Origin of the sequence: Microbacterium sp. (assembly GCF_031178445.1) — a bacterium.
In the GTDB taxonomy this organism is placed as follows: Bacteria; Actinomycetota; Actinomycetes; order Actinomycetales; family Microbacteriaceae; genus Microbacterium.
The window spans coordinates 68,246-90,313 of sequence record NZ_JAPSIY010000007.1 but is presented as its reverse complement, the minus strand read 5'-3'; the positions used below and the strand labels follow the sequence as shown (position 1 = coordinate 90,313).

Genomic DNA, 22,068 nt, shown 5'->3' with positions numbered 1-22,068 from the left:
CCCGTCTGGGCGCCCGGTCGATCTGTTGTTCGGCCGGGCGCTTCGTCGTTCCCGGCGCACGCGGCGGGCCGGCCGGCTCCGCAGGTCCGCCGATGTCGGCAGTCGTCATTAGGCTGGAACCATGCCCCATTTGCGTATCGCCTCGATCAACGTCAACGGCATCCGCGCCGCCGTGCGCAACGGGATGCGCACTTGGTTGGACGCCGCCGACGTCGACATCCTCACCCTGCAGGAGGTGCGGGGGCAGGACGAGCATCTGGAGGCCGCGTTCCCCGACTGGTCCATCGCGCATCACGAGGCCACGGCGAAGGGCCGCGCCGGCGTCGCGATCCTCAGTCGCGAGCCGGCCACGGTGTCGCGCACGGTGCTGGGGGCCGACGATTTCGACTCCGCGGGCCGCTGGATCGAGGCCGACTTCGAGATCGGCGGGCAGCCGCTGACCGTCGTGAGCGCGTACGTGCACAGCGGTGAAGCCGACACGCCCAAGCAGGACGAGAAGTGGAAGTTCCTCGACGCCATGACGGTGCGCCTCGGTGAGCTGGCGGCGGACGGCGCGCTGGCACTGGTCACCGGCGATCTGAACGTCGGCCACCGCGAGCTGGACATCAGGAACTGGCGCGGTAACCGCACCAAGGCCGGCTTCCTTCCGCGCGAACGCGCGTACTTCGACCGCTTCCTCGGTGAGGCCGGTGCCCAGATCACGGGCGTCGACGGCTCGACCGGTCCCGGGCTCGGGTGGGTCGACATCGGGCGCACGCACCACGGTGAGGTCGACGGCCCGTATACCTGGTGGTCGATGCGCGGCAAGGCGTTCGACAACGACAGCGGCTGGCGGATCGACTATCACCTCGCCACGCCGGCCCTCGCCGCCAGGGCGACCGGCTACACCATCGCCCGTGCGGCGACCTATGCCGAGCGCTGGAGCGATCACGCACCGGTGATCGTGGACTACACCTACTGATCCGCTCTGTCCTCGCGGCGGTGCGGACCGCCTACGACTCGAGCCTCGCTGTACCAGCCGCGGTACTCCATGACCGTCCCGAGCAGCGGGCTGACGGCGCGCATGTCGATGGTGCTGCGACCGCGGGCAGCATCCCAGCCGTCGTCGACGGTCACTCGCAGCGAGAACATGCCCCGCAGCCTGACGCGCCATCGGCCCAGCCGCAGTGCGACGTGTCGTGAGCGCATGCGCAGCGCCCCTCCCGCGTCCACGCTGCAGTCGCTGAGCAGCTCGATCCGGCCTCTGGTTCCGAGCGTGCCTTCCACGGTGCGTGGTGCGACCCCGGCGGTCACCCGGTCCGACACCCACTGCGACGATCGCGGATACCGCACCTCCCGCACGGCGTCGAGGACGGGGCGTCCGTCGTCGCTCCGTCCCGCACGGGTCACCAGCGTGAAGGGGACCTCGTGCGCGAGGCGTGTGAGGATGATCCGCGGGCCGGTCAGCGGCCGGGCCAACGCGGCCAACCGACCGAAGCGGCCGCCGACGACCTCGAAGACCCCTTCGGCACGTCCTTCGCGGGCGGGCGCCCGCAGCCGCGCGAGCACCTGCGGATGAAGACGGTGCGCATCCTCACCGAGCGCAAGCAGGAACACCTCGCCGCGAGCAGTCACTCGCGAGCCTCCTCGCGATAGGGCTTCACCGCCGCAGGCGCATCCTCGCCCGGCAGGAACTCGCATTCGAACATGCCGCGGTAGCCGAACAGCAGTCCCAGCAGGTCGTTGCGCACCTCGAGGTCGATCGTGTAATGACCCTGTTCGTCGTCGAAGCGTTCGACCAGGTGCGCCCGGCCACTGAACAGCATCGGGAAGCGGAAGGCGATGGGTCCCTCGTAGAAGCGCTGCTCCCCTGACGTGAGCCGCAGCGCTCCGTCGTCGGTGACAGCGAGGTCGAGGTCAACGGCAAGATGCTGGTGCGTCCCGAGATAGTCGACGACCTTTCTCCGGGTGTCGCTGTAGATCATGGTCGCGTCGAACCGGCGCCGGCGACCGGGACGGAGGGTCATGGTGCGCACGAACGTGACGGTCTCCCGGCCCAGGCTGTCCACGTACGCGTAATTGTCGATCTGGAAGGGCACCTGCCTGCCCTTCTCCGGGAACATGATGTTGCGCAGCGTGCCGATCGCGAGGAACGGCAGCGTCCACCACGGTCCGCGCCGGATCTCGGTCATGACGCCGCGCCCCACGCAGGCGTAACCGGCCGCCACACCGACGCCGAAGCGCCGCTGCAGCTGTGGGTGCAGGCGCGCGAAGTCCGCGCCGAGCGCGCGCTGGAAGACGCCCTGCTCCGCGCTCACGGCCGCAGCTCCGCCAGCGACGCGGGGGCGTCGCGCATCACGGAATCACGGCCGGCATGGGATGGGCGGGACAGGCAGCGACTCGCGCGGGCGCGCGGGTGCGAGCCCGGCAGCAGGGATCGCCACCATGCGGTCTTCTCCGGCGGCACGCCGTCCTCGGCCCAGATCCGCAGCCGATCGAAGCTCCTGGCGGTCAGCCACCAGATGAAGGGGCGGGTCACCACAGGGTCGAGCATCCGCCCGACAGGTCCCCATCCCGGTGCGTAGTCGTAGCCCGTCAGGAAGCGCACGCCGCGCGCCGTCGGAATGTAGCGCCAGTAACCGCGACCGGCGCCGATCGGAGACAGCGCGTCAGCGGTGTCGAACACGAGGGCGGAGGTGCGCTCCCCATCCCGCCCGCGGCGCTCGCCCAGCGAGACACCGGTGCCGCGGATGGTGTGGATGCCGAGGTCGAGTTCGTACCGGAACTCCTGAGCGCCGTCGTCGCGCAGGGCGGTGGGGACGATCGCGGTGAACCTCGCGTCCCACCGCACGTGCTGCTCGGGTGTCTGGGTGAGCTCCCACACGGTCTCGAGCGGCGCGTCGATGAGGATCTCGACGTACAGTGCACGCCGCGAGCCGACGGCGCTCCGTGCCGAACGTCGGACCCGCTCCCCCATGACGCCAGCGTAGAGGATGCGCGGGTGAGTCGTTCGCCGGCGTGCCCATAGGATTGTCGTCGTGACGAAACCACGCCTCTACTCAGGAATGCAGCCCTCCGCCGACTCCCTCCAGGCCGGCAACTACATCGGCGCACTGCTGCAGTGGCGTGACATGCAGGCGTCGTACGACGCGTTCTTCTCGGTCGTCGACCTGCACGCCATCACGGTTCCACAGAAGCCCGAAGAACTGCGTGAGAAGACCCGACGGACCGCGGCGCAGTACATCGCTGCGGGCATCGAGCCGTCCCGTTCGACCCTGTACGTGCAGTCGCATGTTCGCGCGCACGCGGAGCTCGCCTGGATCCTCAGCACCATCACCGGCTTCGGAGAGGCCGGGCGGATGACCCAGTTCAAGGACAAGTCGGCGCGATACGGGCAGGACTCCACGTCGGTGGGGCTGTTCACCTATCCCGTGCTCATGGCCGCCGACATCCTGCTGTACCAGAGCGAGCTCGTGCCCGTCGGTGATGACCAGAAGCAGCACGTCGAGCTGACCCGCGATCTGGCGGAGCGGTTCAACAAGCGCTTCGGAGAGGCGTTCACCATCCCGAAGCCGGTGATCCAGAAGGAGACCGCCCGGATCTACGATCTGCAGAATCCGACGTCGAAGATGTCGAAGTCGGCGGAGAGCGACGCAGGTGTGCTGTGGCTTCTCGACGACCCGGCGAAGTCGGCGAAGAAGATCATGCGCGCGGTCACCGACGCCGAGGGATCGGTGCGCTACGACCGTGAGAACAAGCCCGGCGTCTCGAACCTGCTCACCATCTACGCCGCGCTCACAGGGCGCCAGGTCGGTTCCATCGAGGACGAGTACGCCGGACGCGGCTACGGCGACTTCAAGAAGGGTCTCGCGGACGTGGTGGTGAACGAGTTCGGTCCCGTGCGCGAGCGCGCCAACGAGCTGCTCTCCGACCCCGCGGAGCTCGACCGGCTCCTGGCCGTGAACGCCGCGAAGGCGGATGCCGTCGCCGACGTGACCCTGGCCGATGTGTACGACAAGGTGGGTCTGCTGCGCCGCGTCTGACAGCACGGTCCCCGTGACGGCGCCGCCGTAGGATGGGTGACGTGACCGAGCCGAGCCCGCCACCCGTTCCGCCGTATGGGGCGGTTCCGCCGCCCCCTCCCGCACCGGGCTCACCGGATCGTCTCGCCCACGACGGTACCGGTACGCCGGTTCCCGGCTATCAGGCACCTCCTGGCGCGTACGCGGTTCCGGTCGGCGGCTACCAGGCACCCGCCGGCGGGTACAGCGTGCCGCCGACCGCTCCGCCGGCGTCCGCGGCCATGGGTGTCTTGGCCCTCATCGCGGCCTTCGTCGCCGCTCTCGTCGTCCCTGTCATCGGCGGAGTGCTCGGGTATCAGATCGGCGCGCTCGTTCCGGCGGCAGACCTCGCTGACACGGCCAGGAGCGACCTTTCCTTCCTCAGTCCGGCGCGCACGCAGGTGCTGTGGGCGGAGATCGCGTTCTGGGTCGGCACCGTGCTCGGAGTGGCGGCCATCGCCCTCGGCATCGTCGCCGCCGTGAAGCGCCGCGGTCGGGGCCAGGGCATCACGGCCATCGTGCTCGCGGGTCTCGGTCCTGTGCTGTTCTTCGCCGCGACGTTCGTGCTGTTCGGCGTCGGTGCCGCCGCCAGCGTGCTCCCTGCCGCCTGAGCATCCCGCGCCCTGAGCATCCCGCGCCGTGAGCGGCGCGCATCCCGCACGGACGGTCAGCCGCGCGAATGGTGCTTCTGCTGTGCGGCGAGCAGCCCCTCGTCCACGAGCTGCTCGACCGCGTCGGCCACGTCGGAGACGAAGATCGGCAGGGTGTCGCGCTCGGCCGTGCCGAACGGCGAGAGCACCCAGTCCGCCGGGTCCTGGCGGCCGGGTGGACGGCCGATGCCCGCCCGCACCCGCGGGAACTCGGGGGTGGCCAGAGCGCGGGCGATGTCGCGGACGCCGTTGTGGCCGCCGTGTCCCCCGCCGATCTTCAGACGGATGCTGTCGAACGGGATGTCGAGCTCGTCGTGGATGACGACGACGTGCTGGGGATCGACCGAGTAGAACCGGGCGAGCGCGGCGACGGGCGTACCGGAGGTGTTCATGTACGTGTTCGGCTTGGCGAGCACGATCTTCTCGGCGCCCGGGCGCAGCCAGGTCTCGATCACTCGCGCGCCGGCCTTGTGCTCCCGGAAGCGCTCACCGCGCCGCTGCGCGAGCTCGTCGAGCACCATCTGCCCGATGTTGTGGCGAGTCGTCTCGTAGCGGGGCCCGGGGTTGCCGAGTCCCACGATGAGCCAGGTGGTCGCCATGGCCTCTCCTCTCGTGCGAGTACGAAGAAGGGGGCGCGATCAGCTCGCGCCCCCTCCATCCGCTTGCTGCGGATCACTCCGCGGCGGCCTCCTCGGCCGAAGACTCGGCAGCAGCCTCATCGGCGGCGCCCTCTTCGGACTCGGGCTCGGCGGCGACGGCCGGCACCGAGATGGCGACGATCAGCGTCTCCGGGTCGGCGACCAGGGTGACGCCCTTGGGAAGCTTCACGTCGGCGGCGGTGATGTGAGCGCCCTCCTCGAGGCCCTCGACCGAGACCTCGACGTGCTCGGGGATGTGCGTGGCCTCGGCCTCCACCGCGAGGGTGGTGGCGTCGAGGTTGGCGATGGTGCCGGCGAACGACTCACCGACGAGCACGACGGGGAGGTCGATCGAAACCTTCTCGCCCTTCTTCACGACCAGCAGGTCGATGTGCTCGATGATCTGGTGCACCGGGTCCTTCTGCACGTCCTTGACCAGGGCGAGCTCGCTGCGGCCCTCGATGTCGAGGTCGAGCAGCGCGTTGGCGCGGCGGATGATCAGCGCGGTCTGGTGTCCGGGCAGCGCGACGTGCACGGGCTCGGTGCCGTGGCCGTAGATGACGGCGGGGATCTTGCCTGCCGCGCGAAGGCGGCGGGCGAAGCCCTTGCCGAACTCGGTGCGCAGCTCGGCGCTGACCTTGTTGTCGTCGGACATGTGGTTCTCCTTAAGGACGCGCGGGATGGGCCGCGCGGTGGTCGTGGGGTCTCGGCGCCTCGGAGCGGACACGAGGAGGCGAAGCCATGATGCTCAACTGACCACTGGGCTCACATCGCCGCGTCGATAACGGATGAACGCGCACGCGCGCCACCCCTCGCCGAGGAACTCCTCCATGGTACCCGAATCGCCGGTAGGCTGTTGCCATGCTCGATGGTGCATTCCTCTCCCACGTCGTCCTCTGGGTCATCGGCGCGATCGCCGTCTGCGGCGTCGTCTCGTCATTCGCCGCGATGTTCGCGATGGGCCGCTCGGGCTATCGCAAGGACTGACGCCGACACAGATGCGCTCCGGCTGAACGGGCGACGGTACGCTGAAAGCCGTCCCACCCGCTGCCATCGAGGAGCTCTCAGTGCCCGAAGCATCAGCCAACATCGGAGTCGTCGGACTCGCCGTCATGGGTTCGAACCTGGCCCGCAATCTCGCCAGCCGCGAGGGGAACACCGTCGCGGTGTTCAACCGGAGCCGCGCGAAGACGGATGAGCTGATCGCCGCGCACCCCGAGGCGGGTTTCGTTCCCGCGTTCTCATACGAGGAGTTCGCCGCCAGCCTGCAGAAGCCGCGCACGGCGATCATCATGGTCAAGGCCGGGGTGGGCACGGATGCCGTGATCGACCAGCTGGCGCGCGTGTTCGAACCAGGCGACATCATCGTCGACGGCGGCAACGCATACTTCCCCGACACCATCCGGCGCGAGAAGCAGGTGCGCGAAACGGGAATCAACTTCGTCGGTGCCGGAATCTCGGGCGGCGAGGAGGGCGCGCTCACCGGCCCGTCGATCATGCCCGGCGGATCGGACGAGTCGTGGGTCACGCTCGGGCCGATTCTCAAGTCGATCGCGGCCGTCGCCGAGGGCGAGCCCTGCGTGACGCACGTCGGTCACGACGGTGCCGGCCACTTCGTGAAGATGGTGCACAACGGCATCGAGTACGCCGACATGCAGCTCATCGCCGAGGCGTACGACCTCATCCGCCGCGGCACCGGCAAGTCGCCCGCTGAGATCGCCGAGATCTTCGCCGAGTGGAACCGCGGCGAGCTCGAGTCGTACCTGATCGAGATCACCGCCGAGGTGCTGCGCCAGGTGGATGCCGAGACCGGCAAGCCGCTGGTCGACGTCATCCTCGACCAGGCCGGCGCCAAGGGCACCGGCGCCTGGACCGTGCAGACCGCGCTGGGGCTGGGGGTGCCGGTCTCTGGCATCGCCGAGGCGACCTTCGCCCGCTCGCTGTCCTCGCACCCCGAGCAGCGTGTCGTGGCCGCCGACCTCCCCGGCCCGGACGATGTCTTCGCCGTGCCAGCGGACGAGGTGGATGCGTTCATCGAAGACGTGCGCCTGGCGCTGTACGCCTCGAAGATCGTCGCGTACTCCCAGGGCTTCGACGAGATCCGCGCTGGCGCGGCCGAGTACGACTGGAACATCGATCTCGGCGCCATCTCGAAGATCTGGCGCGGCGGCTGCATCATCCGTGCACAGTTCCTCAACCGCATCGCCGACGCGTACGACGAGACCCCCGACCTGCCCGTGCTCATGGCGGCGCCGTACTTCGCCGAGGCGCTCACGCGCGCACAGGTCTCGTGGCGGCGCGTCGTCGTTGCTGCCGCGCAGGCCGGCATCCCTGCCCCGGCGTTCTCGTCATCGCTGTCGTACTACGACGGCATCCGTGCCGACCGCCTGCCCGCCGCGCTCATCCAGGGACAGCGCGACTTCTTCGGCGCACACACCTACCGGCGCGTCGACAAGGAGGGCACCTTCCACACGCTGTGGTCAGGCGACCGCTCCGAGATCGAAGCCGAAGACACCCACTGAGTTCCGCACCGTTCTCATGACGAAGGGCCCGGGAGACCGGGCCCTTCGCCATATCCACGGTCAGACGATGTTGTGATTGCGCCGGAAGGTGTTCTGCGGATCCCACCGCGTCTTCAGCTCACGCAGCCGCCGGTACGCCGCCTCCGTGAACATGCCCGCCACCGCGTCGGGGCGCTCCGAATCGGCGAAGTTGCCGTACTCAGCGAGCCTCCCCGCGGTGATCGCTCCGCTGTCGCTGAGTATCGCCGCACGCGCATCGTCGTCGAGCATCCCCGGCACATCGAATCCCCCAGCCATCACGAACCAGGTCGCATCACGGGCGGGGAACGGCGACGCGTCCTGCGGGACGTCGCCGAAGGCCCCACCGAGCGAACGCAGGAACACGACCGAAGCGGGGTACGCCGACCGGAACGCCACGAGCCTGTCGATGAGGGCATCGTCGAGCTCGCGGAACAGGCCGTTGCCCCCGAGCAGACGCGGGGGTGCCGCGTCCGGATCGGCAGGTTGCGGCAGCTCCATCAGGATGTCCGGGTACGCGGTCGAGGACACGTCGCCCACGACGCCCTCCAGGTCGGCGACGGGAGCCAGCACGCGGCTGAGCGCGTCCGGGTCGTCATCGGCCCAGACCGCGACGAGACGGGCCCCTGCCGGTGCACTGGGATCCATCGCCGGTACGTCCATGTAGGTCACGGTCAGCTCCTGCGGTGCGTCGCTCAGGATGTCGCGCATCGCTCGCAGCACCGCGCTACGGTCGGCACCGTCGCCGACGAGGAACTCCCCCAGCGCGACGCGCGTCAGCGCATGCGCCTCGAAGTCGAAGCGGGTGACCACGCCGAAATTGCCCCCGCCGCCGCGCATCGCCCAGAACAGCTCAAGATTCGCCGTCTCGGAGGTCTCGACGATGGCCCCGTCCGCCGTGACGACCTGGGCGCCGACGAGCTGGTCGGCGGCGAGTCCCCAGGCGCGCACCATCAATCCGATTCCCCCGCCGAGTGTGAGCCCGCCGACGCCGACGCTGCGGGTATCACCGGAGCTGATGGCGAGCGCGTGCTCGGCGAGTGCGTCCGCCACCGCACCCCACGTGGCACCGCCGCCGATGCTCACCCGGGAGCCGGTCACGCGGATCTCGGTGAGGGCGGAGAGATCGATGCGCACGCCGTCCGCTGCGGCGTGCGACCAGGGGCCGTGACCGCCCGCGATCACGGTGACGGGCTGAGCGCCCGCCTGCGCGCGCCGCACGAGGGCGGCGACGTCTTCTGCGGTCCGGGGCCGCAGTGTCTGATCTGATTCCATGACGCACACGGTAGCGCCGAGGACCGACGTTGCGACAGGTCGGCCATGTGATCGGCGTCCGGACCGAGACGAACGCCAACCTCACAGACTGCTCATAGGGTTCCCCTAGGTTCTCCGGCGCCTGGACGCGCACAATGGACGCATGAGCACCGAGCATCCCGATCTGCGCCGCCCGGACGGTTCGCCCCTGCGCATCCTCGCCGTCGACGATGAGCCCATGCTGACCGACCTGCTCGCCATGGCACTGCGCATGGAGGGCTGGGAGGTACGCACCGCGGCATCGGGCCTGGAGGCGCTGCAGGTGGCACGCGACTTCGAGCCCGATGCGCTGGTGCTCGATGTGATGATGCCAGACCTCGACGGTATGAGCGTGCTTCGCCGGCTGCGCGAATCGGGCAACCTCGTGCCCGTCGTGTTCCTCACCGCGAAGGACGCCGTCGCCGACCGCATCGCCGGACTCACCGCCGGCGGAGACGACTACGTCACCAAGCCGTTCAGCCTCGAGGAGGTCATCGCACGGCTGCGTGCGGTGATCCGCCGCGCCGGGCAGGTGCGCGCCGACGACGAACAGGCCATCCTGCGGGTGGCCGACCTGTCGCTCAACGAGGACAGCCACGAGGTCATGCGCGGGGACGACGAGATCGAGCTGACCGCGACGGAGTTCGAGCTGCTGCGCTTCCTGATGCGCAACGAGCGGCGCGTGCTGTCGAAGGCGCAGATCCTCGACCGCGTGTGGAGCTACGACTTCGGAGGCAAGTCCTCCGTCGTTGAGCTGTACATCTCGTACTTGCGCAAGAAGATCGATGCCGGCCGCACGCCCCTGCTGCACACGGTGCGTGGTGTGGGCTACATGATCAAGTCCCCGCAGTAGGGCGTCGTGATGCTCCCCCGACCCCTGAGCCTGCAGGCCAGGCTCATGGCCGCGGTGATCGGGTTCGTCTCGCTCATCCTGGTGATCGTCGCGATCATCACCAGCGCGACCCTCGGCGCCGCCCTCGAGGAGCGGGTCCAGGAGCAGCTGAACTCCTATTCGGCGGCGACGAGGCGCCTGGTGGCGGAGGCGGAGGACGTCTCTCTTCGCACGGGTGCCGACCTCACCGCGGAGAGCGTACTCATCGGCGAGAGGGTTCCGCCGGGTCTGCTGCTCGCGATCCAGCCGCCTGACAGGTCGGCCACCGGCATCATCGTCACCACCACCCGGGGCCGGACGCTCGACAACGGCGAGCTGTTCGAACTCACCGAGGCGCTCAGGGACGCCAGGGACGCGACGGTGTCACTCTCCGACCACGGGTCGTTCCGCGTGAACATCGCGCAGACAGAGAACGGCACGATCGTCGTCACGGGCATGTCGCGGGCAGAGGTGCAGCGGACTCTGGGATCGCTGTTCACCGTCATCGCCCTGGCGACCCTCGGCGGGCTCGTGCTGCTCGCCCTCACCACCGCCGTCACGATCAGCGTCGGCCTGCGCCCGCTGCGCGCGGTCGCCGCCACCGCCACGAGAGTGGCCAACCAGCCGCTGGATCGTGGAGAGGTCTCTATCACAGAGCGCGTGCCGGAGACCGAGGCGGATCCGCGCACCGAGACGGGACTCGTCGGAGCCGCACTGAACACGCTCCTCGACCACGTCGACACCTCGCTCGCCGCGCGTCAGCGCAACGAGGAGCGGATGCGGCGCTTCGTCGCCGACGCCAGTCACGAGCTGCGCACACCTCTGGCCTCGATCCGCGGGTACTCCGAACTGTCGCTCAAGGCTCTCGGACAGGGCCAGAGTGCCGAGACCCTGCAGAACACGACATCGGCGCTGGAGCGCATCCAGGCTCAGTCGGTGCGCATGACCCGTCTCGTCGAGGACCTGCTGCTGCTGGCCAGGCTCGACGAGGGGCGCGAGCTCGTGCGCGGCCCCGTCGATCTCACCCAGCTCGCCGTCGAGGCGATCGCCGACGCACAGCCCACCGCGCTCGATCATTCCTGGCAGATCGACGTGCCGGAGCATCCGGTGCGCGTCACGGGCGACGCGGGGCGTCTGCACCAGGTGGTGACCAACCTGCTCGCGAACGCCCGCACGCACACCCCGCCGGGCACCTCGATCACCCTCGCGGTCGCGGCTGTGGGGGACGGCGCCGAGCTGCGCGTGCACGACGACGGTCCTGGCATCGACCCGAAGGTGCGCGAGGAGCTGTTCGCGCGCTTCGCCAGGGGCGACGTCTCCCGGGCGAGGCAGACTGGAGGCACGGGCCTCGGCCTGGCGATCGCGAAGGCGATCGTCGAGGGGCACGGCGGCACGATCTCCGTCGCCAGCGAACCCGGGAACACCACCTTCACGGTGCGGTTGCCGGGCGACTCCGCCGCCCCCCAGAGCCGTGGCGAGGACGGGGGCAGGGATCAGTAACCGGCGAACGCGTCAGTGGTGAGCGACCTCGCCCTCTGCAGGGCGGGGGCGAGATCGGCGATCAGCCGGGGCGGACCGGAGATGAATGCGTGCCGCGCTCCGAGATCGGGCACCGCGCTCTCTAGGCCGGCGGCATCCAGACGGGCGCCTCCACCCCACGTCCAGTGCGCCGGCAGGTCGGCGGGCTCGTCGCGCGTGAAGACGGCCACCCGCACTCCCGTCGCGGCGAGCTCGTCGCGGAACGCGAGCTCTGCTGCCTCGGACGCCACGTAGACCAGCACGACGTCGCGGTCCGCGCCGGTGGCGCGCAGCTGACGCAGCTGCGACACGAACGGCGTCACGCCGATGCCCGCGGCCACCATGAGCACGGGTGTTCCGCCGCGGGGCAGCACGAAATCGCCCCAGGTTCCGGTCACGGCCAGCACGGCGCCCGGCTCGGCGGCGGCCAGTGCGCGCTTGTAGCTGGAGGGATGCTTCTGGTCGCCGTCCTTGTAGGCGATCCGCAGTGTGGGCAGGTCGGCGGGGGCCGACAGGATGCTGAACTCACGACGGGTGCCACGCGCATCGGGCCGGCGATGCGGCACGTCGAGTTCGAGGTACTGCCCGGCGATGAAGCTCAGCCGGCTCTTCACCCGGAAGGTGAGCTCCTGGGCGGTGGGTGTGACGAACTGCCGCTTCTCGAGCACGAGGCGTACCGAGCCGCGCACGGCGAAGGCGAAGGCGAGGAGGTTGCCGATCAGCAGCGCCCGCTCCTGCCCCAGCGTGAACAGCCCGGCGACCGAGATCGGCCAGCCGGCGAGCACTCCGACCAGCGCGGCGACGCTGAACTGCTGCCAGCGGCGCGGTGGAAGGGTGAGCGGCTCGGACAGCATGAACGCACCGAGGAACAGGAAGGGCGACTGCGCCACGGCGAACAGCAGGGCGTCCGGCACGGCGAACTCGAGGCCCGCAAGCTGCGCCTGCGCTGCCTGGCGCACCAGCGAGACGCCGATCGCCGCGATCAGGAAGACCAGCACGATGCGCACCTTCTCGGTGCGCCACAGCACCGCGAGTCCGAGCACCGCCACCGGTACGGCGAGCGCCGGCGTCCCCACCCACCACGATGAGAACGACCCGAGCCCGAGAATCGTCACCACAGCGGCGCCGAAGGCGGCAGGGTTGAGGATGTGTCGCCCGCGCCAGGCGATCAGGTACTTCGAAAGGCTCGCCAGCGCACCGGCGAGTGCGGTGCCCGACAGCCCCGCTGCGGTGAGCGAGGGCTGCAGCACGAACAGCAGGATGAGCGATGTCACGAGCGAGGACTCCACCCGCCACGGCAGCCGGAGTATGCGCTGAGCCATGGCGTCCACGACCGAGATGACCACCGCGAGCACCGCGAAGGAGGCCAGGATCTCCAGCGGCGCCGGCCCGATCAGACCGGCGGTCGACAGCGCGAGGGAGATCACCGCCAAAGTCAGCAAGGCGAACAGGACGAGTCGGTACATCGATATCGCGCCGAGGACGGCGAGCACTCGCTGCCGCGGCGCCGTGAGGAAGCTTGTCACACCTCTACTCTTCCGCACGCGGAGATCAGCGGGCTCGATCACCGGTGAAAACCTCGCCGCCGAACTCCGGCGATCGCTGCACCCGCCCGTCGGTGGTCATCCGCACCCACTGCACGCCCCAGTGCGCGGCGAGGCGCTCTCCTCCTTCGAAGAACAATGCCGTGGCGACGGCATCCGCACGCATGGCCTCGCCGGCGACCGCCCACGTCGCCGCCCAGCGGCGCACCGGCACCCCGGTGCGAGCGTCGAGCACGTGGTGCAGTCCGTCGCCCCAGGCGCGGCGGTTGACAGCCGAGGCGCAGAGGGCGCCGTCACCGACCTCGACGACCCCGATCGCCCGCGACGCGTCGTACGGATGCTCCAGCCCGACGCGGATCGCGCCGCCGCGGACCCGCAGGTCGCCGCTCGCGTCGATGACCACCCTTCCCGGCACGTCCGAGAGCGCGGCGAGCACGAGGTCGACAAGACGGCCCTTCCCCAGCGCCCCGACGTCGATCACCGCAGGAGCGTCGAGGGTCAACTCGGATGCCGTCCAGCGCAGCGTCGTGGTCCACTCCGCCGGCGCGGGACGCGGCTCAGCGGGACGCTGCGAGATGGCGGCGTCGTAGCCGAGTGCCTCCAGTCCCGCACCGACCAGCGGGTTGACGGCACCGTGGGTCGCAGCCGCCAGCTCGCGGTAGGCGTCGAGCATCGCCCGGGTGTCCGGTGGGGCCGGGGCGCTGCCGCCCAAACGCAGTGCGGAGACCAGCGAGTCGGCCCTGAAACGCGACCAGTCCGCGTCGAACCGCTCGATCACCGCCTCGACAGCGCATCGTGCCGCCGCAGGCAAGGGGGCTTCGGACTCGATCTCCCACGGTGTGCCGATCGCGTCGAAGCGCCATACGCTCACCGCATCCGCTGCCCCGTGGACGGGACTCACTCCGCCGCGAGGGTCTTGATGGCCTCGACGGCCTGATTGAACCCGCCGCTGGTCAGCGACGATCCGGCCACTCTGTCGACCTGCAGCTCGTCGAGCTTCTTGCCGACGACGACGTCGGCGACACCGTCGATGAATTGGCCCTGGAGGCGCTCGGTCTCGGGCGCCTGCGGCTCGCCGGTGACCGCCACTTCGGTGACGACGTCGTCGTTCAGCGTGAGGGTCACCGAGATCGTCTCGACGGTCTCGGGCGTCTGGTACGAGCCTTCGGCGGTGTACTCGCCGTCCTTGTAGGGCGCCGCTGCGTCGGAGGCCGTACCGTCCTGCTGCGGGCGATCCTCGGCGTCGGCGGCACCGGAGCAGGCTGTCAGCACGAGCGCACCGGCCAGGCCGGCGAGGGCCGTTCCCGTGCGCAGGGCGTGTGCGGTGCGGATGGCGGGATGCGCGGTCATGTCCCCAGCATTCGTCATCGTCCTATGAGGAACCCGCGAATGCTCAGGCGTCGCCGCCGAACATGCTCGTGACCGAGCCGTCCTCGAACACCTGTCGGATGGCTGTGGCCAGCAGCGGCGCGATGGGCAGGATGGTCAGCGTCTCCCAGCGGCGCGACTCGGTCAGCGGGATGGTGTCGGTGATGACCACCTCGTCGATCGACGGATCCTGCAGGCGCTCGGATGCCGGATCGCTGAAGATCGCATGCGTCGCCGCGACGATCACACGACGTGCGCCGTTCGCCTTGAGCGCCTGAGCGGCCTTCACGATCGTGCCGCCGGTGTCGATCATGTCATCGACGAGCAGGCAGGTGCGTCCCTCGACGGCGCCCACGATTTCATGCACGGATACCTGGTTGGCGACCTTCGGGTCGCGGCGCTTGTGGATGATGGCGAGCGGTGCGCCGAGGCTGTCGGACCAGGTGTCGGCGACGCGCACCCGGCCCATGTCGGGCGAGACGATCGTGAGGGTTTCGCGGTCCTCCGCCGTGAGCGAGCTGCGGAAGTGCTCGAGCAGCACCGGCTTGGCGAACAGGTGGTCGACCGGACCGTCGAAGAAGCCCTGGATCTGTGCGGCGTGCAGGTCGACGCTCATGACGCGATCGGCGCCGGCGGTCTTCAGCATGTCGGCGACCAGGCGGGCGCTGATCGGCTCGCGACCGCGGCCCTTCTTGTCCTGACGCGAGTACGGGTAGTACGGGGCGACGACGGTGATGCGCTTGGCCGACGCGCGCTTGGCGGCATCCAGCATGATCAGCGTCTCCATGAGCCACTCGTTCACCGGCTCACCGAAGGACTGCACGATGAACAGGTCGCAGCCGCGGATCGACACCTCGAAGCGGGCGTAGATCTCACCCGAGGCGAACGTTCGGTGCTCGACGGGGGCGATCTCGGTGCCGAGCGCCTTGGCGACTTCGGCGGTGAGCTGCGGGTGGGAGCGCCCGCCGGCGACGACGAGCCGCTTCTTGGTCTTCGCGATCAGGCCGGGGGCGACGCCGTTGTCCCGATCCAGTTCCACGGTCTTCTTCTTGCGCCCCATCGGTCCGCCTATTCCGCCGATCGTTCCCGGGCGGCAGCATCCGCCGCACCAGTACCTGCTCTGTTCTTCTCGACCCACCCCTCGATGTTGCGCTGGGGGGCGACGCTCATGGCCAGGGCACCAGCGGGGACGTCCTTGCGGACGACGGCGCCTGCACCGGTCTTCGCACCAGCACCCAGCCTAACGGGCGCGACGAGCACCGTGTGCGAGCCGGTGTGCACCTCGTCGCCGATCTCGGTGCGGTGCTTGTTCACGTCGTCGTAGTTCGCGGTGATGGTGCTCGCGCCCAGGTTCACGCCGCGGCCGATGGTCGCGTCCCCCACGTACGACAGGTGCGGCACCTTGCTTCCCTCGCCGATCTGAGCGTTCTTCGTCTCGACGTAGGCGCCGATCTTGCCCCCCTCGCCCAGCACCGTGCCAGGGCGCAGGAACGAGAAGGGGCCGACGGTCGCGTTCGCGCCGATCACGGCGAGAGTCGCGTCGGAGCGGCGCACCACGGCGTCCTCACCCACCTCGCAGTCGACGAGGGTGGTGTCGGGGCCGATCGTGGCCCCGGGTCCGATCACCGTGGCGCGCAGGATCTGCGTGTTCGGCAGGATCGTGACGTCGGCCGCGAGCTTGGCGTCGTCGTCGATCCACGTCGTGGCGGGATCGACGATGGTGACGCCCTCGCGCTGCCAGTTGCGCACGATGCGTTGATTGAGCACCCGCCCTGCCTCCGCGAGCTGGGCGCGGTCGTTCACGCCGAACGTGGAGGCCACATCGGATGCCGGCTCCGCTGCGACCGGCTCGGATGCCGCCCTGAGCAGACCGATCACATCGGTCAGGTACATCTCGCCCTGGGCGTTGTCCTGTCCGATGCGAGTGATGAAGGTGCGAAGGGCGGTGGCGCGGAAGACGTAGACGCCGGCGTTGATCTCGGTGACCGCACGCTCGTCGTCGGTGGCGTCCTTCTGCTCCACGATGCGTTCGACGACGCCGTCGGCCCCGCGGATCACGCGGCCGTAACCGGTCGGATCGTCGAGATACGCGCTCAGCACCGTCGCCGCGGCGGATGCGGCACGGTGACCTTCGAGCAGCGTCCGCAGCGTGTCGGCCTGCAGCAGCGGCACGTCACCGGAGAGCACGAGCACATCGCCGTCGAAATCATCGGGCAGCCGGTCGAGGGCGACCTGCACGGCGCGGCCGGTGCCGGGGATCTCGTCCTGGTCGACGATCACCGCGTCGGGGTGCTGCTCCGCGAGGGCGGCGACGACCTGGTCGCGCTCGTGCCGCACGACGACCTCGATGTGATCGGCGCCGAGGGCATGGGCGGTGGTGAGCACGTGCCCGACGAGGCTTCGGCCGCCGATCTCGTGCAGCACCTTCGGCCGCCGCGATTTCATACGGGTTCCCTGGCCGGCGGCGAGGACGATGATGGCGAGCTTGCCGGGGGTGGACGCGGTGTTCTCCGTCATGCTCCGCCGCCAGGACTCGAACCTGGACCTAACAGCTCCAAAGGCTGTCGTGCTGCCATTACACCACGGCGGACCGCGACCCCTGCTCGTTGTCGAGCGTCGGCCGCCTGACAAGTCTGCCACGCGCGAGGCCGTGAACCCGCCGAGCGGCGGCACGCTGAAGCGGGATAATGGGGGCATGAGCCAGGCGGATGAGGTCGATCGGATCGTCGGCGCCTGGAACACCCAGCGCCCCGACCTGGACTTCTCGCCCCTCGAGGTGCTCTCGCGCATGGACCGGCTCTCGCGTCACCTCGACCGCGCGCGTCGCGAGGTGTTCCGACGCAGCGACATCGAACCGTGGGAGTGGGACGTGCTCTCGGCGCTGCGCCGCGCCGGCGACCCCTTCCAGCTGAGCCCCAAGCAGCTGCTGCAGCAGACGCTCGTGTCCAGCGGCACCATGACCAACCGCATCGATCGCCTCGTCGGCCGGCGCTTCGTGCGCCGCGAAGCCGACCCCGGCGACGGGCGCAGCGTGCTGGTGACGCTGACCGACGACGGCAGGGTGCGCGTCGACGCCGCGATCACGCGACTGGTCGACGCCGAGGCGGAACTGCTCCGCGCCCTCCCCCGCGGCGATCGCGACCGCCTTGCCGGCCTGCTGCGCAAACTCAGCCTGAGCTTCGACTCATGAGGCCCCGGCTGACCGGCGGGCGGACCTGATGGCGATGCGCTCTCCGCTGCCGGTGCGCGACGGCGTCGGCGCGACGCGCCTGCACCTGCCGATGACCGGCCCGTGGCCGACGGTCGGCGCGTACATGGCCGAGCGCTTCTTCCATCTCGACCCGGAGCGTCTGATGCGCCGCTTCGACCGCGGCGAGATCGTGGCGCTCGACGGCACGGCGCTCACGAGGGAGACGCCTCTGGGCGACCATGAGTTCGTCTGGTACTACCGTGAGCCGCCCGTCGAGACAGCCATCCCGTTCGAGATCGAGGTGCTGCACCAGGACCGCGACCTGGTCGTCGCCGACAAACCCCACTTCCTGCCGACCACGCCGGGCGGCAAGTATCTGCAGAACTCCGCGCTCGTGCGGCTGCGCAATCTGCTCGGCATCCCCGAGCTCACGCCGATCCATCGGCTGGACCGCGCGACCGCCGGCCTGCTGATGTTCTCGGTGCGTCCCGCCACCCGAGGCGCCTATCAGCTGCTGTTCGAGAACCGCCGGGTCGAGAAGGTGTACGAGGCCGTCTCGGCGTTGCCTGCGGGCTGGGATGCGGCATCCCCTGCCCTCGACGGCCGGCCGTTCCCGATCGTGTACCGCAACCACATCGAGAAGCTCCGCGCGCACGTGTGCGTGCGGGCGGATGCCGATCGCGAACCGAACTCCGAGACGCTGATCGAGCTGATCGGTCACGATGACCGGGTGCTGCACACGCTGCTGCGCCCGCACTCCGGGCGCATGCACCAGCTGCGGGTGCACCTGGCGGCGTTGGGCGCCGGCATCCTAAACGACGGGTTCTACCCGGAGCTTCTGCCGGAGGCGCCCGACGACTTCGGCAAGCCCCTGCAGCTGCTGGCGCGCGAGCTGCGCTTCACCGATCCGCTCACCGGCGAGCAGCGGGAGTTCCGCACCAGGCGCATACTGCAGGAGGCGCCGGCCCGCTGAGGTCAGCGTCGCATGATGACCCGGGCGAGGCGGGTGCCCAGCGACTGCACGAGGTGCACGAACACGACGATGAGGATGATCGCGGCCCACATCACGATGGGCTCGAAGCGGCGGAAGCCGTAGATCTGCGCGAACGCGCCCAGCCCGCCGCCGCCGACCATCCCGGCCATGGCCGTCATGTCGATCAGCGCGACGACGATGAAGGTGTAGCCGAGGATGAGCGGCCCGAGAGACTCGGGGATCGCCACCGTGAAGAGGATGCGCCACGGACCGGCACCCATCGAACGCGCAGCCTCGATGACACCGGGTGAGACCGAGACGAGGTGCTGTTCGACGATGCGCCCGATCGCGAACGCGGCCGCGATTCCGATCGCGAAGGCGCCTGCGGTGGTGCCGATGCCGATGCCGACCACAGCGCGTGTCACCGGCTGCAGCACGGCGATGAAGATCACGAACGGGATGGGCCGGAAGAAGTTGACCAGCAGTTCGAGGATCGCATTGACCACCCGGTTCTGCATCAGCCCGCTGGGCCGGGTGACGTACAGGCCGACGCCGATGACCGTGCCGAGCACGCCGGCGAGCACCAGCGCGAAGCTGGTCATGTAGAGCGTCTCGATCGCGGCATCCCAGAACTCGGGCCACAGTTCGTTGAGCCGATCCATCAGAGCGCCCCTTCCCGCTCGATCTCGGTGACCGTGGCATGCACGCGGATCCTGTCCAGGGCGCTGTTGACGGCCGCATCCGATCCGCGCAGCGCGAGTGTGAGGTGGCCGAAGGCTCGGCCCCGGATGTCGTTGATTCCGCCGTAGACCAGTTCGAATCCGATACCCGCCTCGGCCAGATCGAGGAACACCTGCGCCTGGGACGAATCGCCGTCCCGGAACGAGAAGGTCACCAGCCTGCCCTCGTGCCTGGCGCGCAGTGCGGCCGCCTCGGCCGGGGACGGAATGCCCTTGATGACGGTACCGACGAACCGCTGCGATGCGGGATTCTGCGGGTCGGAGAACACCTGGAAGACGTCACCCTGCTCGATGACGCGCCCCTGCTCCATGACGGCGACCTTCGTGGCGATCGTCTGGATGACATCCATCTCGTGGGTGATCACCACGATCGTGACGCCCTGCTCCTCGTTCACGCGCTTGAGCAATGCCAGCACCTCGTGCGTGGTCTGCGGGTCGAGCGCGCTGGTGGCCTCGTCGGCCAGCAGGATGGCCGGGCGCGTGGCGAGCGCCCTGGCGATGCCCACGCGCTGCTTCTGCCCGCCGGACAGCTGCTCGGGGTACGCCTTCGCCTTGTCGCTCAGCCCGACGAAGCGCAGCAGTTCTGCGACCCGCTCGTCGATGTCGGCCTTCGACCACCCGGCGAGCTTGAGGGGGTAGGCGATGTTGGCCTTCACGGTCTTCGCTGAGAAGAGGTTGAACTGCTGGAAGATCATGCCGATGCCGCCGCGCACCCTGCGCAGTTCGCGCTCCCGCAGCGCGGTGATGTCGACGCCGTCGACATGGATCGATCCGCTTGTGGCAGGCTCGAGCGCGTTGATCAGCCGGACGAGGGTGGACTTTCCCGCGCCGGAGTACCCGATGATGCCGAACACGTCACCACGCTCGATCTCGAGGTCGACGCCGTCGACCGCGGTGACGACGTCGTCGCCCTTCGCTGCCGGAGGGTACGTCTTCGTGACATCGGTGAGGGTCACGATCGCTGTCATGTCTTCTCTCCCTGTGAACGCGGGAATCGGGCGGCGCGAAAGCGCACCGCCCGATTCTCTCGCACTCGTCTGATCGGCAGGCTCAGCCCTGTTCCTGGGTGTCCTTCTCAACCTTCTGCAGCGAAGTCTCAAGGTCTGCGATGGGGGTCTTCAGCGGCACGATGGTGTTGCCGGATGCCTCGGCGAGGCCGGCCTGCACCTCAGGGTCGTTCTGGAAGATGTCGACCAGGGCGAGGTACGTCTCGTTGTCCTTGTCCTCGGCGCGGGCGGCGAAGATGTTCACGTAGGGCAGCGCGTTCGGATCGCTCGGGTCGTCCTGGGCGATGGCATCCTCGAACTTGAGCCCGGCCTGTGTGACGAAGTCGTTGTTGATGATCGCCGCGGCGACGTCGGGCAGGGAGTTCGGGATGAGCGCTGCCTCGAGCGCGGTGACCTTGACCTTCGACTTCGCCTCGTCGACGTCGGCGAGGTCCGAGAAGATGGTGCCGCCGCTCTTCAGCTCGATGAGGCCGGCCGACTGCAGCACGAGCAGGGCGCGTGCCTGGTTGGAGGCGTCGTCGGGCACGGCGACCGTCTCGCCCTTCTCGATCTCATCGACGTCGTCGACCTTCTGCGAGTACAGCCCGAGCGGGTAGATGCCGGTCGAGCCGATGGGCACGAGGTCGTCGCCCGAGGCGACGTTGTAACCGGCGAGGTACACGATGTGCTGGAACTGGTTGAGGTCGAGCTCCCCCGCGCTCAGGGCGGGGTTCGGCTGCTCGTAGGAGGCGAAGTCGACCAGCTCGACATCGATGCCCTCCTCCTTGGCGGCCTCGACGAACGCCGGCCACTGCGGGTCGCTCTTGCCCACCACGCCGATGCGGACCGTCTCGCCTGCGGCACCGCCGCCTTCACCGGAGCCGTCGGACGCGGGCGAGGAGGCGCACCCTGCGAGGGCGACGAAGAGGGGCACAGCCGCGAGCGCGGCGATGACAGAGGTGGTGCGGCGGGACATGGTGGTACGGGTTCCTCTCGTGGTGGACTCCGTCACGTTACGCGCGAGTCTCCGCAGCGTCCCAATCAGCCCGACACACAGCGTCACAACGACGTCAGTGAACCGAGCCGTCCGTTGTGCCCGGGCTCTCGGCGGAACCACGCGCCTCCGGAACGGCCGTCGCCGTCATCGCGTCGAAGAAGTCGGCGACCGTACGACGCTCCTGATCGGTCAGTGCGGCGACCACGTCGAACCGGAGTGCGTGTGCGCGCCCGACGCTCTCACGCGCGACGCGACGGGTCTCCTCAGTTACCTCGATCGCGAGGCTGCGCCGGTCGCTCGGGTGCGGCGTCCTGGTGATGTGCCGCCCGGCCTCGAGACGGTCGAGCAGCTTCGTCGTGGACGCGGTGGAGATGCCGAGGTGACCGGCGATGAACCCGGGCGTAACCACCATCCCCTGTCGCTGCGCGGCGATCAGCAGGCGCAAGGCACGCATGTCCGTGTCGCCGAGCTTCATGTAGCGGCGGGACGCCTCGCTCATTCTGCGTTCCGTCTCACGCCAGCGCTGCATGGCGTCGAGCACGCGTATGACGCCGGCGAGCTCGTCATCCGACAGGTGCGATCGCCGCACGATCTCTTCGTCGGGATCCATCGTGACCGGGTCGTGGAGGACCACGCGCTCCTGCCCAGGCGCATTCCGCTTGGCCATGATGACACCCTATCGAAGGCAAAGATATATATTTAGCATGTATCTAGCTTAGC

The 22,068-nt window shown here is 69.3% G+C and carries 24 protein-coding genes and 1 tRNA gene; 9 read left to right on the top strand and 16 right to left on the bottom strand.

Annotated features, from left to right (window positions below; all coding sequences use genetic code 11):
* The first annotated feature begins 121 nt into the window (after positions 1-121).
* Positions 122-961, top strand: a complete 840-nt coding sequence (locus tag RIN43_RS11310) for an exodeoxyribonuclease III (RefSeq protein ID WP_309129025.1) — start codon at positions 122-124, stop codon at positions 959-961.
* Here the strand turns inward: RIN43_RS11310 and RIN43_RS11305 are convergent.
* The 3 genes from RIN43_RS11305 to RIN43_RS11295 are packed head-to-tail and all read right to left on the bottom strand — an operon-like array spanning position 955 to position 2,956.
* Complete coding sequence (locus RIN43_RS11305; RefSeq protein ID WP_309129024.1) at positions 955-1,614, bottom strand: DUF4166 domain-containing protein; 660 nt, start codon at positions 1,612-1,614, stop codon at positions 955-957. The genes RIN43_RS11310 and RIN43_RS11305 overlap by 7 nt on opposite strands.
* Positions 1,611-2,297 carry a DUF4166 domain-containing protein gene (locus RIN43_RS11300; protein ID WP_309129023.1) on the bottom strand — a complete coding sequence of 229 codons (687 nt, stop codon included), beginning with the start codon at positions 2,295-2,297 and terminating at the stop codon, positions 1,611-1,613. Before RIN43_RS11300 ends, RIN43_RS11305 begins: the two co-directional genes overlap by 4 nt.
* Entirely contained in the window at positions 2,294-2,956 is a 663-nt protein-coding gene (locus RIN43_RS11295; RefSeq protein ID WP_309129022.1) for an SRPBCC family protein, read from the bottom strand. Before RIN43_RS11295 ends, RIN43_RS11300 begins: the two co-directional genes overlap by 4 nt.
* Before the next feature lie 61 nt (positions 2,957-3,017).
* Between RIN43_RS11295 and trpS the strand changes: the two genes are divergently transcribed.
* Both trpS and RIN43_RS11285 read left to right on the top strand, forming a co-directional pair.
* On the top strand, positions 3,018-4,022 hold the full coding sequence (gene trpS / locus RIN43_RS11290) for a tryptophan--tRNA ligase (RefSeq protein WP_309129021.1): 1,005 nt from the start codon (positions 3,018-3,020) through the stop codon (positions 4,020-4,022).
* Between the two features lie 41 nt (positions 4,023-4,063).
* Positions 4,064-4,651, top strand: a complete 588-nt coding sequence (locus RIN43_RS11285; protein ID WP_309129020.1) for a hypothetical protein — start codon at positions 4,064-4,066, stop codon at positions 4,649-4,651.
* Between the two features lie 56 nt (positions 4,652-4,707).
* On the opposite strand, the gene pth is transcribed toward RIN43_RS11285, so the two are convergent.
* Both pth and RIN43_RS11275 read right to left on the bottom strand, forming a co-directional pair.
* Complete coding sequence (pth, locus tag RIN43_RS11280) at positions 4,708-5,289, bottom strand: aminoacyl-tRNA hydrolase (RefSeq protein ID WP_309129019.1); 582 nt, start codon at positions 5,287-5,289, stop codon at positions 4,708-4,710.
* A 73-nt stretch (positions 5,290-5,362) separates the two neighbouring features.
* Positions 5,363-5,983, bottom strand: a complete 621-nt coding sequence (locus tag RIN43_RS11275; RefSeq protein WP_309129018.1) for a 50S ribosomal protein L25/general stress protein Ctc — start codon at positions 5,981-5,983, stop codon at positions 5,363-5,365.
* A 206-nt stretch (positions 5,984-6,189) separates the two neighbouring features.
* Here RIN43_RS11275 and RIN43_RS11270 point away from each other — a divergent pair, with 206 nt between their 5' ends.
* Together RIN43_RS11270 and gndA are read left to right on the top strand one after the other, a co-directional pair.
* Positions 6,190-6,315, top strand: coding sequence for a hypothetical protein (locus tag RIN43_RS11270; RefSeq protein WP_309129017.1), 126 nt, complete (start codon positions 6,190-6,192; stop codon positions 6,313-6,315).
* Between the two features lie 80 nt (positions 6,316-6,395).
* On the top strand, positions 6,396-7,850 hold the full coding sequence (gene gndA, locus RIN43_RS11265; protein ID WP_309129016.1) for an NADP-dependent phosphogluconate dehydrogenase: 1,455 nt from the start codon (positions 6,396-6,398) through the stop codon (positions 7,848-7,850).
* A gap of 60 nt (positions 7,851-7,910) precedes the next feature.
* Here gndA and RIN43_RS11260 read toward each other — a convergent pair whose 3' ends face one another.
* Entirely contained in the window at positions 7,911-9,143 is a 1,233-nt protein-coding gene (locus tag RIN43_RS11260; RefSeq protein ID WP_309129015.1) for an FAD-binding protein, read from the bottom strand.
* Between the two features lie 142 nt (positions 9,144-9,285).
* On the opposite strand from RIN43_RS11260, the gene RIN43_RS11255 reads away from it, so the two are divergent.
* A complete protein-coding gene (locus RIN43_RS11255) occupies positions 9,286-10,014 on the top strand; it encodes a response regulator transcription factor (RefSeq protein ID WP_309129014.1) in 729 nt (242 codons plus the stop codon).
* Between the two features lie 9 nt (positions 10,015-10,023).
* A complete protein-coding gene (locus RIN43_RS11250; protein ID WP_309129013.1) occupies positions 10,024-11,532 on the top strand; it encodes an ATP-binding protein in 1,509 nt (502 codons plus the stop codon).
* On the opposite strand, the gene RIN43_RS11245 is transcribed toward RIN43_RS11250, so the two are convergent.
* The 6 genes from RIN43_RS11245 to RIN43_RS11220 all read right to left on the bottom strand — a co-directional run bounded on the left by RIN43_RS11245 (position 11,526) and on the right by RIN43_RS11220 (position 17,052).
* Complete coding sequence (locus tag RIN43_RS11245; RefSeq protein ID WP_309129012.1) at positions 11,526-13,076, bottom strand: flavodoxin reductase; 1,551 nt, start codon at positions 13,074-13,076, stop codon at positions 11,526-11,528. The two genes, RIN43_RS11250 and RIN43_RS11245, sit on opposite strands and share 7 nt — an antisense overlap.
* A 25-nt stretch (positions 13,077-13,101) precedes the next feature.
* Positions 13,102-13,995: an FAD:protein FMN transferase gene (locus RIN43_RS11240; protein WP_309129011.1), complete on the bottom strand. Its 894-nt coding sequence runs from the start codon at positions 13,993-13,995 to the stop codon at positions 13,102-13,104.
* Positions 13,992-14,444 (bottom strand): FMN-binding protein, encoded by a 453-nt coding sequence (locus tag RIN43_RS11235; RefSeq protein ID WP_309129010.1) that lies wholly within the window; start codon positions 14,442-14,444, stop codon positions 13,992-13,994. Before RIN43_RS11235 ends, RIN43_RS11240 begins: the two co-directional genes overlap by 4 nt.
* A gap of 43 nt (positions 14,445-14,487) precedes the next feature.
* Entirely contained in the window at positions 14,488-15,522 is a 1,035-nt protein-coding gene (locus RIN43_RS11230; protein ID WP_309129009.1) for a ribose-phosphate diphosphokinase, read from the bottom strand.
* 8 nt (positions 15,523-15,530) lie between these two features.
* Positions 15,531-16,979, bottom strand: a complete 1,449-nt coding sequence (glmU, locus tag RIN43_RS11225) for a bifunctional UDP-N-acetylglucosamine diphosphorylase/glucosamine-1-phosphate N-acetyltransferase GlmU (protein ID WP_309129008.1) — start codon at positions 16,977-16,979, stop codon at positions 15,531-15,533.
* Position 16,980: 1 nt separating this feature from the next.
* Positions 16,981-17,052, bottom strand: a tRNA-Gln gene (locus RIN43_RS11220).
* Between the two features lie 105 nt (positions 17,053-17,157).
* On the opposite strand from RIN43_RS11220, the gene RIN43_RS11215 reads away from it, so the two are divergent.
* On the top strand, positions 17,158-17,652 hold the full coding sequence (locus RIN43_RS11215; RefSeq protein ID WP_309129007.1) for a MarR family transcriptional regulator: 495 nt from the start codon (positions 17,158-17,160) through the stop codon (positions 17,650-17,652).
* A 34-nt stretch (positions 17,653-17,686) separates the two neighbouring features.
* A complete protein-coding gene (locus tag RIN43_RS11210; RefSeq protein WP_309129130.1) occupies positions 17,687-18,625 on the top strand; it encodes a pseudouridine synthase in 939 nt (312 codons plus the stop codon).
* A gap of 2 nt (positions 18,626-18,627) precedes the next feature.
* Here the strand turns inward: RIN43_RS11210 and RIN43_RS11205 are convergent, their stop codons facing one another.
* The 4 genes from RIN43_RS11205 to RIN43_RS11190 form a co-directional block, all read right to left on the bottom strand.
* Positions 18,628-19,287: a methionine ABC transporter permease gene (locus RIN43_RS11205; protein WP_309129006.1), complete on the bottom strand. Its 660-nt coding sequence runs from the start codon at positions 19,285-19,287 to the stop codon at positions 18,628-18,630.
* Entirely contained in the window at positions 19,287-20,333 is a 1,047-nt protein-coding gene (locus RIN43_RS11200; protein WP_309129005.1) for a methionine ABC transporter ATP-binding protein, read from the bottom strand. The genes RIN43_RS11205 and RIN43_RS11200 overlap by 1 nt, the downstream gene beginning before the upstream one ends.
* Positions 20,334-20,415: 82 nt before the next feature.
* The gene (locus RIN43_RS11195) at positions 20,416-21,327 is read right to left on the bottom strand and encodes a MetQ/NlpA family ABC transporter substrate-binding protein (RefSeq protein WP_309129004.1); all 912 of its coding nucleotides are present in this window, start codon (positions 21,325-21,327) and stop codon (positions 20,416-20,418) included.
* A gap of 94 nt (positions 21,328-21,421) precedes the next feature.
* Positions 21,422-22,015 carry a MarR family transcriptional regulator gene (locus tag RIN43_RS11190; protein WP_309129003.1) on the bottom strand — a complete coding sequence of 198 codons (594 nt, stop codon included), beginning with the start codon at positions 22,013-22,015 and terminating at the stop codon, positions 21,422-21,424.
* Positions 22,016-22,068 lie beyond the last annotated feature (53 nt).

Bases quoted from the DNA above. Each gene is read 5' to 3' on its own strand.
- RIN43_RS11250 (WP_309129013.1), top strand. From the start codon at position 10,024: ATGCTCCCCCGACCCCTGAGCCTGCAGGCCAGGCTCATGGCCGCGGTG.
- RIN43_RS11200 (WP_309129005.1), bottom strand. From the start codon at position 20,333: ATGACAGCGATCGTGACCCTCACCGATGTCACGAAGACGTACCCTCCG.
- pth (WP_309129019.1), bottom strand. From the start codon at position 5,289: ATGGCGACCACCTGGCTCATCGTGGGACTCGGCAACCCCGGGCCCCGC.
- RIN43_RS11270 (WP_309129017.1), top strand. From the start codon at position 6,190: ATGCTCGATGGTGCATTCCTCTCCCACGTCGTCCTCTGGGTCATCGGC.
- RIN43_RS11235 (WP_309129010.1), bottom strand. From the start codon at position 14,444: ATGACCGCGCATCCCGCCATCCGCACCGCACACGCCCTGCGCACGGGA.
- RIN43_RS11295 (WP_309129022.1), bottom strand. From the start codon at position 2,956: ATGGGGGAGCGGGTCCGACGTTCGGCACGGAGCGCCGTCGGCTCGCGG.
- RIN43_RS11215 (WP_309129007.1), top strand. From the start codon at position 17,158: ATGAGCCAGGCGGATGAGGTCGATCGGATCGTCGGCGCCTGGAACACC.
- RIN43_RS11310 (WP_309129025.1), top strand. From the start codon at position 122: ATGCCCCATTTGCGTATCGCCTCGATCAACGTCAACGGCATCCGCGCC.
- RIN43_RS11190 (WP_309129003.1), bottom strand. From the start codon at position 22,015: ATGGCCAAGCGGAATGCGCCTGGGCAGGAGCGCGTGGTCCTCCACGAC.
- glmU (WP_309129008.1), bottom strand. From the start codon at position 16,979: ATGACGGAGAACACCGCGTCCACCCCCGGCAAGCTCGCCATCATCGTC.
- RIN43_RS11275 (WP_309129018.1), bottom strand. From the start codon at position 5,983: ATGTCCGACGACAACAAGGTCAGCGCCGAGCTGCGCACCGAGTTCGGC.
- RIN43_RS11195 (WP_309129004.1), bottom strand. From the start codon at position 21,327: ATGTCCCGCCGCACCACCTCTGTCATCGCCGCGCTCGCGGCTGTGCCC.
- RIN43_RS11255 (WP_309129014.1), top strand. From the start codon at position 9,286: ATGAGCACCGAGCATCCCGATCTGCGCCGCCCGGACGGTTCGCCCCTG.
- RIN43_RS11210 (WP_309129130.1), top strand. From the start codon at position 17,687: ATGCGCTCTCCGCTGCCGGTGCGCGACGGCGTCGGCGCGACGCGCCTG.
- RIN43_RS11205 (WP_309129006.1), bottom strand. From the start codon at position 19,287: ATGGATCGGCTCAACGAACTGTGGCCCGAGTTCTGGGATGCCGCGATC.
- RIN43_RS11260 (WP_309129015.1), bottom strand. From the start codon at position 9,143: ATGGAATCAGATCAGACACTGCGGCCCCGGACCGCAGAAGACGTCGCC.
- RIN43_RS11230 (WP_309129009.1), bottom strand. From the start codon at position 15,522: ATGGGGCGCAAGAAGAAGACCGTGGAACTGGATCGGGACAACGGCGTC.